This window comes from Actinomyces urogenitalis DSM 15434, assembly GCF_000159035.1.
Taxonomy (GTDB): Bacteria; Actinomycetota; Actinomycetes; order Actinomycetales; family Actinomycetaceae; genus Actinomyces; species Actinomyces urogenitalis.
Window position 1 is genome coordinate 638,469 of record NZ_DS999574.1, and the last position, 5,052, is coordinate 643,520.

The following is a 5,052-nucleotide window of genomic DNA, read 5'->3' on the forward strand; positions in this document are numbered from 1 at the left end:
AGCAGTGGGGCTACACCATCAAGGAATGCACCCTGCCCGATATGATCTGCTATCAGCCAGGGCGCGGATCTCACAAGGAACCGGGCCTTCGTTTTGCCTGTGGATCTCCAGGGCGTCTGGTGTCCTGAGCGGCACAGTCTGTGAGACCCTCGAAGCGCGCGGATCTCGCGCCTCCCCCAACCTTGCTCAGGAGCCCTCCGTGGATGCGATGACCGCCATGCTCATGTCGATCGGGACCGGGACGGCCTCAGGCCTGCGGCCCTACCTGACGGTTCTGGTCATGTCTGTGGCCGGGCTCGCGGTTCCAGACTCCACCGGTGGCTTCCTCCACCAGGTCGATGCCGCGATCCCGCCTGCGATCGCGAACCCGTGGGTGGCGGTGATTTGCCTGGTGCTCGCGCTGGGCGACGGCGGCCTGGACAAGGTCATCGGGGTGAACCTCCCCCTTGAGGGAATCAACCAGGTCCTGCGTCCCGTCTTCGGGGTGCTGGTGGGTGTGGGGCTCGGTTCTCAGGTGAATGCGGGCACGATGGTGGTGGCGGGCCTGCTTGGTGGAGCGACGGCGTTGCCCGTGAGCCTGGGGAAGGGAGCGGCCACGGCCGGCTCGACGGCACTGGCTCCCTCGGCCACGCTCCAGGTGCTGCGGAGCATCGGGGAGGACATTGGCGCGGTGGTGCTGGCCGTGCTGGCGATCGTGGCGCCCCTGCTGGCGGCCGTGCTTGCGCTGGTCGTGGTGGTCATGGCGGTCAAGGTGGTCGTCATGGTGCGTCGTGCGCTCAGGAGACGGCGAGGCTCTGGCGCCGTGTAGGGCGGTGCATGGCGCAGGGCCTTGGCTGGGGTATGGGGAGGGCATTATCATGCTGTATCTCCCTTGTCTGCGCCCTGAGTCTCCCCGGCTCGGTGTGGGCAGTCGTGATCGATGAGGATGGTTCCCCATGAGGCTTCCCAAGTCTGTTCTTGGTGTCCTTGCTGCGGGTGCGCTGCTGCTTGGCGGCGCGGTGCCTGCTGTGGCTGAGGACGCGGTTCCCGGTGACGGGCCGACGACGTCGGCGTCTGCCCCTGCTGATGAAGTGGGGAGGGGTGTTGAGTCTGAGGATGTAGACGGTTCTGCGGGCGGCGGCGATGGCGCGGCTGGGCGTGATGGTGCGTCGCAGTCTCGTGCTAGGTCGGCTGTGGATCGTGCGGCGGTTGGGTCGTATGATGACTCGACGTTGAAGGTTGACTTCCGGATCATCAACCTGGAGCCGGACAACACGATCAATGACAACTCTGAGTTCTGGGTGGAGAAGACCGTCAACGCGACGGTTGACCTGAAGGTCTCGGGATCAGGCGCGGATGCGATTATCCGTAACCCGTGGTTGATGATCACGGTGCCCAAGGGGAAGATCAAGGATCTGAAGTTCGCGGACTCGCAGAACGCCTACCAGACCGTCCAGATTCTCGAGGACCAGGTCGACCCGGATAACGCGTACATCATTTACAAGTACGACCAGTTCACGGGTGCCTCGTCCGCGGCTTATCCGGCTCCGTTCCTCTTTGACGGCGCGAAGACCTCAGATGGCGACAAGATCACGGTGAAGGCCGTGGTGCTGGACGCGACGGGCGTTGAGAATCGGAATGACGCCGACAAGAAGAGCGTCCTGGAGACAGCGAAGTCTCTGCCGGTGCTCTACAGTGCGGAGAAGACGTACAAGGCCCGCAAGATTGAGGCGACGTATAACTGGGCGAACCTTGCAACTGACAACGGAAATCCGTTTCATGACGGAGGACAGAGGACGCGGCTCGTCTATGATCAAAGTCTTACCGATGACAATGGCAAGGTGGTAAAGGAGAACAATCAGATCTTCGTCTACCGCAAGCTCGATACTGCTGACAGCCAGACAACGGGCGAGGATGGACAGAAGGCTCGCTTTACTTTCTCCTTCGTCATTAACCCTCCTGCTGTTGAAGGCAATCAGAGTTGGTATTTTAATAAACCTCAGACCCTCACGGCCGTCTTTAAGCTGCCCGACAATGTCGAACCTGCAAGGGCCACGCTGAGGGATAAGGGAGAAGCACAATGCGATGGCTCCTCAAGATGGTTCTATGACAAGGCGACCAATACACTCTCGCTTCGAGAGAAAAATGGAAATTATGGGGGGTCATCTGCCTGGCGTTGGGATCGACTCGGACGATCTTATGTGAGTGATGTCTATCTTCGTCTGAAGAATGTTCCCTACTGGGATGGCAGTAAAGACAGCATTGAAGAGCGCAATGCGAAGCTGGTCAACATTCCCATTGATTTCATCATGGACCAAGGTCTGGACAGTGAGAACAAGTTCTATTCGTCGACGGCTCACCTGCTGGTAGAAAAGGAAGTTTACCAGGGAGCGGGTACATTTAGTACCTCAAAGATGTATCGTAATAGCTGGGCAACTGCTAGTGATATCTACCTAGGTGGAGGCAGCTATGAGCAACCGCTCAACCTTTTGGGAGGTAATTACACCATTCGAAACGGCGTCATCTCCGATCGTCTGGGCAATGACCAGTCCCAGATTGGTCTCTACTACAACACGGACCTGAATAACACCAATAATGGCTCGTCTCCTACCAACCCTGACGGTGGGGCTGTCAACAAGATCGTGTCCTACGAGGACTATCTGGACATTCCGGAGAAGATTCAGGCGGGCGAGCAGGGGAACACCTACTACGAAAAGTTCCAGATCAATAACATCTTCTTTAGAAATAACAATCTGCCGTCCGCGGATGACGCAAAGCGGCAGGAGAAGGCTGACGCCACAATCAATCAGGTCAACAGCACGAGCAACACGCTCTATGGCATCAAGGGTGACGGCTCCAAGATCGCTATCGCGAAGAATCTGAAGTACCGTCAGGTCGTTGATATTCACGACACGGCTCGCCAGTACAAGGGGCTTTCGCTCGAGTTTGATGATCCTCTTGTCCTGGACAATGTCTCGCTGAATATACTGACCAGTATCCAGCCCACTGTCGAGGAAAAAGCAAAGTACAACTCACCTGGCTATGCTCCCCACGAGTACCGGACTGGATACAAGGTGACCTTCCGCGACGTTAATGACAAGGAAGCGACCTGGGACAGGCCGAGGGATCCAGGCGCGCTGACGAACATCAACACTATTACGCCGCGCGTCAGGATGGGAGTGCCGAACGATGTCTCGGTTCCCTTTAAGGCCGAGGGGACTTTTGTCGACTATAGATTCACTCTCGCCGGATATGCGGGCGATGGCAATTGGGGTGCTCTGTCGGAGTACACCGGCGGTGCCGTCGTTCTTCTGCCTCCCGCGTTTAGCTACGCGGGTACGACAGAAAAGTTTGGGGACTATAACAATGAGGAGCTGGGAGATAAGCGCAATCCGCAGGTTATCGAGAATTACAAGGGGACCGGTCGGACAGCACTCATCTACTCAGATATCCGCTTTGTTCCAAAAAGCACGGTTCTTGACGATTTGATTCTGGCGCCAAAGCTCGAGGTGTCAAAGTATGCCCAGCGAGGCAACAATCAGGTCGATGTCTACTACCTGTATGACCACAACGACGAGATCAAGCCGTTGGGCGAGTCGCAGTATTACGCGGACGAGCTCGACCTGGATAACGACGGGGACACGACCGAGCTGTTTGCTCACATGGCTTCCCAGATTAACTACATTCCGCCGTTGGAGATGGTCGTCACCCATCAGGTAGGTATGGACCTGAACACCATGGCTTTGGCCACGACTGGTGACCTGGGCTATGACTACCGGTACGGCATCACGATGCTCAACAACACGATCAACGACGTGACGAGCGCACACGTCATTGGTGTGCTGCCTCAGAAGGGTGACAAGGTCATCGCCCCTAACCAGGCGGGTGAGTATGGAGACCGTGGTTCCACCTACGGCGTGACCCTGTCGAAGTTCCTAGAGGATGAAGAAGAGAACATCGAGCCGCTCAAGAGGTTCGACGTCTACTACCAGACTCAGTCCCACCAGGGCGACATCAACGGTCTGCGCGACGGTTCCTGGCTCACCAAGGAGGAGGTGGGTGACGTCTCGAAGGTGAAGGCCTACAAGTTGGTCCTCAAGCCTGGTGAGGTCATCAAGGCCAAGGAGGAGATCAAGCTGTACACCACGGCGAAGATCCCCTTCGACACCACCCTCATCCCTGAGGAGGAGGAGAACGCTGACGTCGCGGTGAGCACGCTAGCCTTCTCTACCGACGGGCAGATCTTCTCCGAGGGCAACAAGGTCCAGACCAGGTACACCTCGTACGAGGTCAATGGTCGTTACTTCTTCGACAAGGACAAGGATGGGGTCTACGAGGAGGGGACGGATACTCCCCTGGCGAACCGGACGCTGACGCTTGTGAGCAACGAGGCCGCCCTGGATCGGGATGCTGAGAGTGTCCCGGGCGAGGTGCTCAACCCTGACGGCTCGAAGATTGAGATTGAGACGAATGCGGAGGGTAAGTACTCGGCGCCGGTGTACCGGCGTGGTGAGTACCGTCTGTACACGGAGAAGTCCCACTTCGAGGACTTCGTCACCGCGGTTCCGGCCTCGCCGGAGGCTGGTGCGGAGGTGCAGAACCTTGACGCGGCTACGATCGAAGGTGATACAGGTAAGACCACTGGCTTTGCCCTCAACCCTGCCTCACGTGTCGCGACGAGGAATGTTGCGGTGACTGGTGACCCGGGTTCGATCACGGTGACGAAGACCGCCGCGAGTGAGGACGATAACCCGGATTCGGGCAAGCCGCTTGCTGGCGCGGTGTTCAGGCTGACCACCACCGATGGCAAGACGGTGACCGACTTCAACGGCAAGCCGGTTACGAACGTGACCACGGGTACTGACGGCAAGGCGAAGTTTGGGCACCTGCCTCTGGGCACCTACCGGGTGTCGGAGGTGACGGCACCGACCGGTTACGTTCTCAATGCGCAGGCTCAGGATATGACGCTGACCAAGGACACGGCGGACGGGACTGTCTCGCTTGCTAACAGCTTGGAGCGTACGACGGTCAAGGTCGCCAAGACCTGGAGCGACAACGACAACCAGGACGGCC

The 5,052-nt window shown here is 58.2% G+C and carries 2 protein-coding genes; both read left to right on the plus strand.

The genetic code is table 11. The annotated features are described in order from the left end of the window. Positions 1-208 precede the first annotated feature (208 nt). Positions 209-808, plus strand: a complete 600-nt coding sequence (locus HMPREF0058_RS02720) for a DUF4126 domain-containing protein (protein WP_040319494.1) — start codon at positions 209-211, stop codon at positions 806-808. Between the two features lie 127 nt (positions 809-935). Then, on the plus strand, positions 936-5,052 hold a 4,117-nt coding region (locus HMPREF0058_RS12605), incomplete at its 3' end, for a prealbumin-like fold domain-containing protein (RefSeq protein ID WP_169305807.1).

Excerpts from the sequence above, each read along its gene's own strand:
- HMPREF0058_RS02720 (WP_040319494.1), top strand. The coding sequence starts at position 209 with ATGACCGCCATGCTCATGTCGATCGGGACCGGGACGGCCTCAGGCCTG.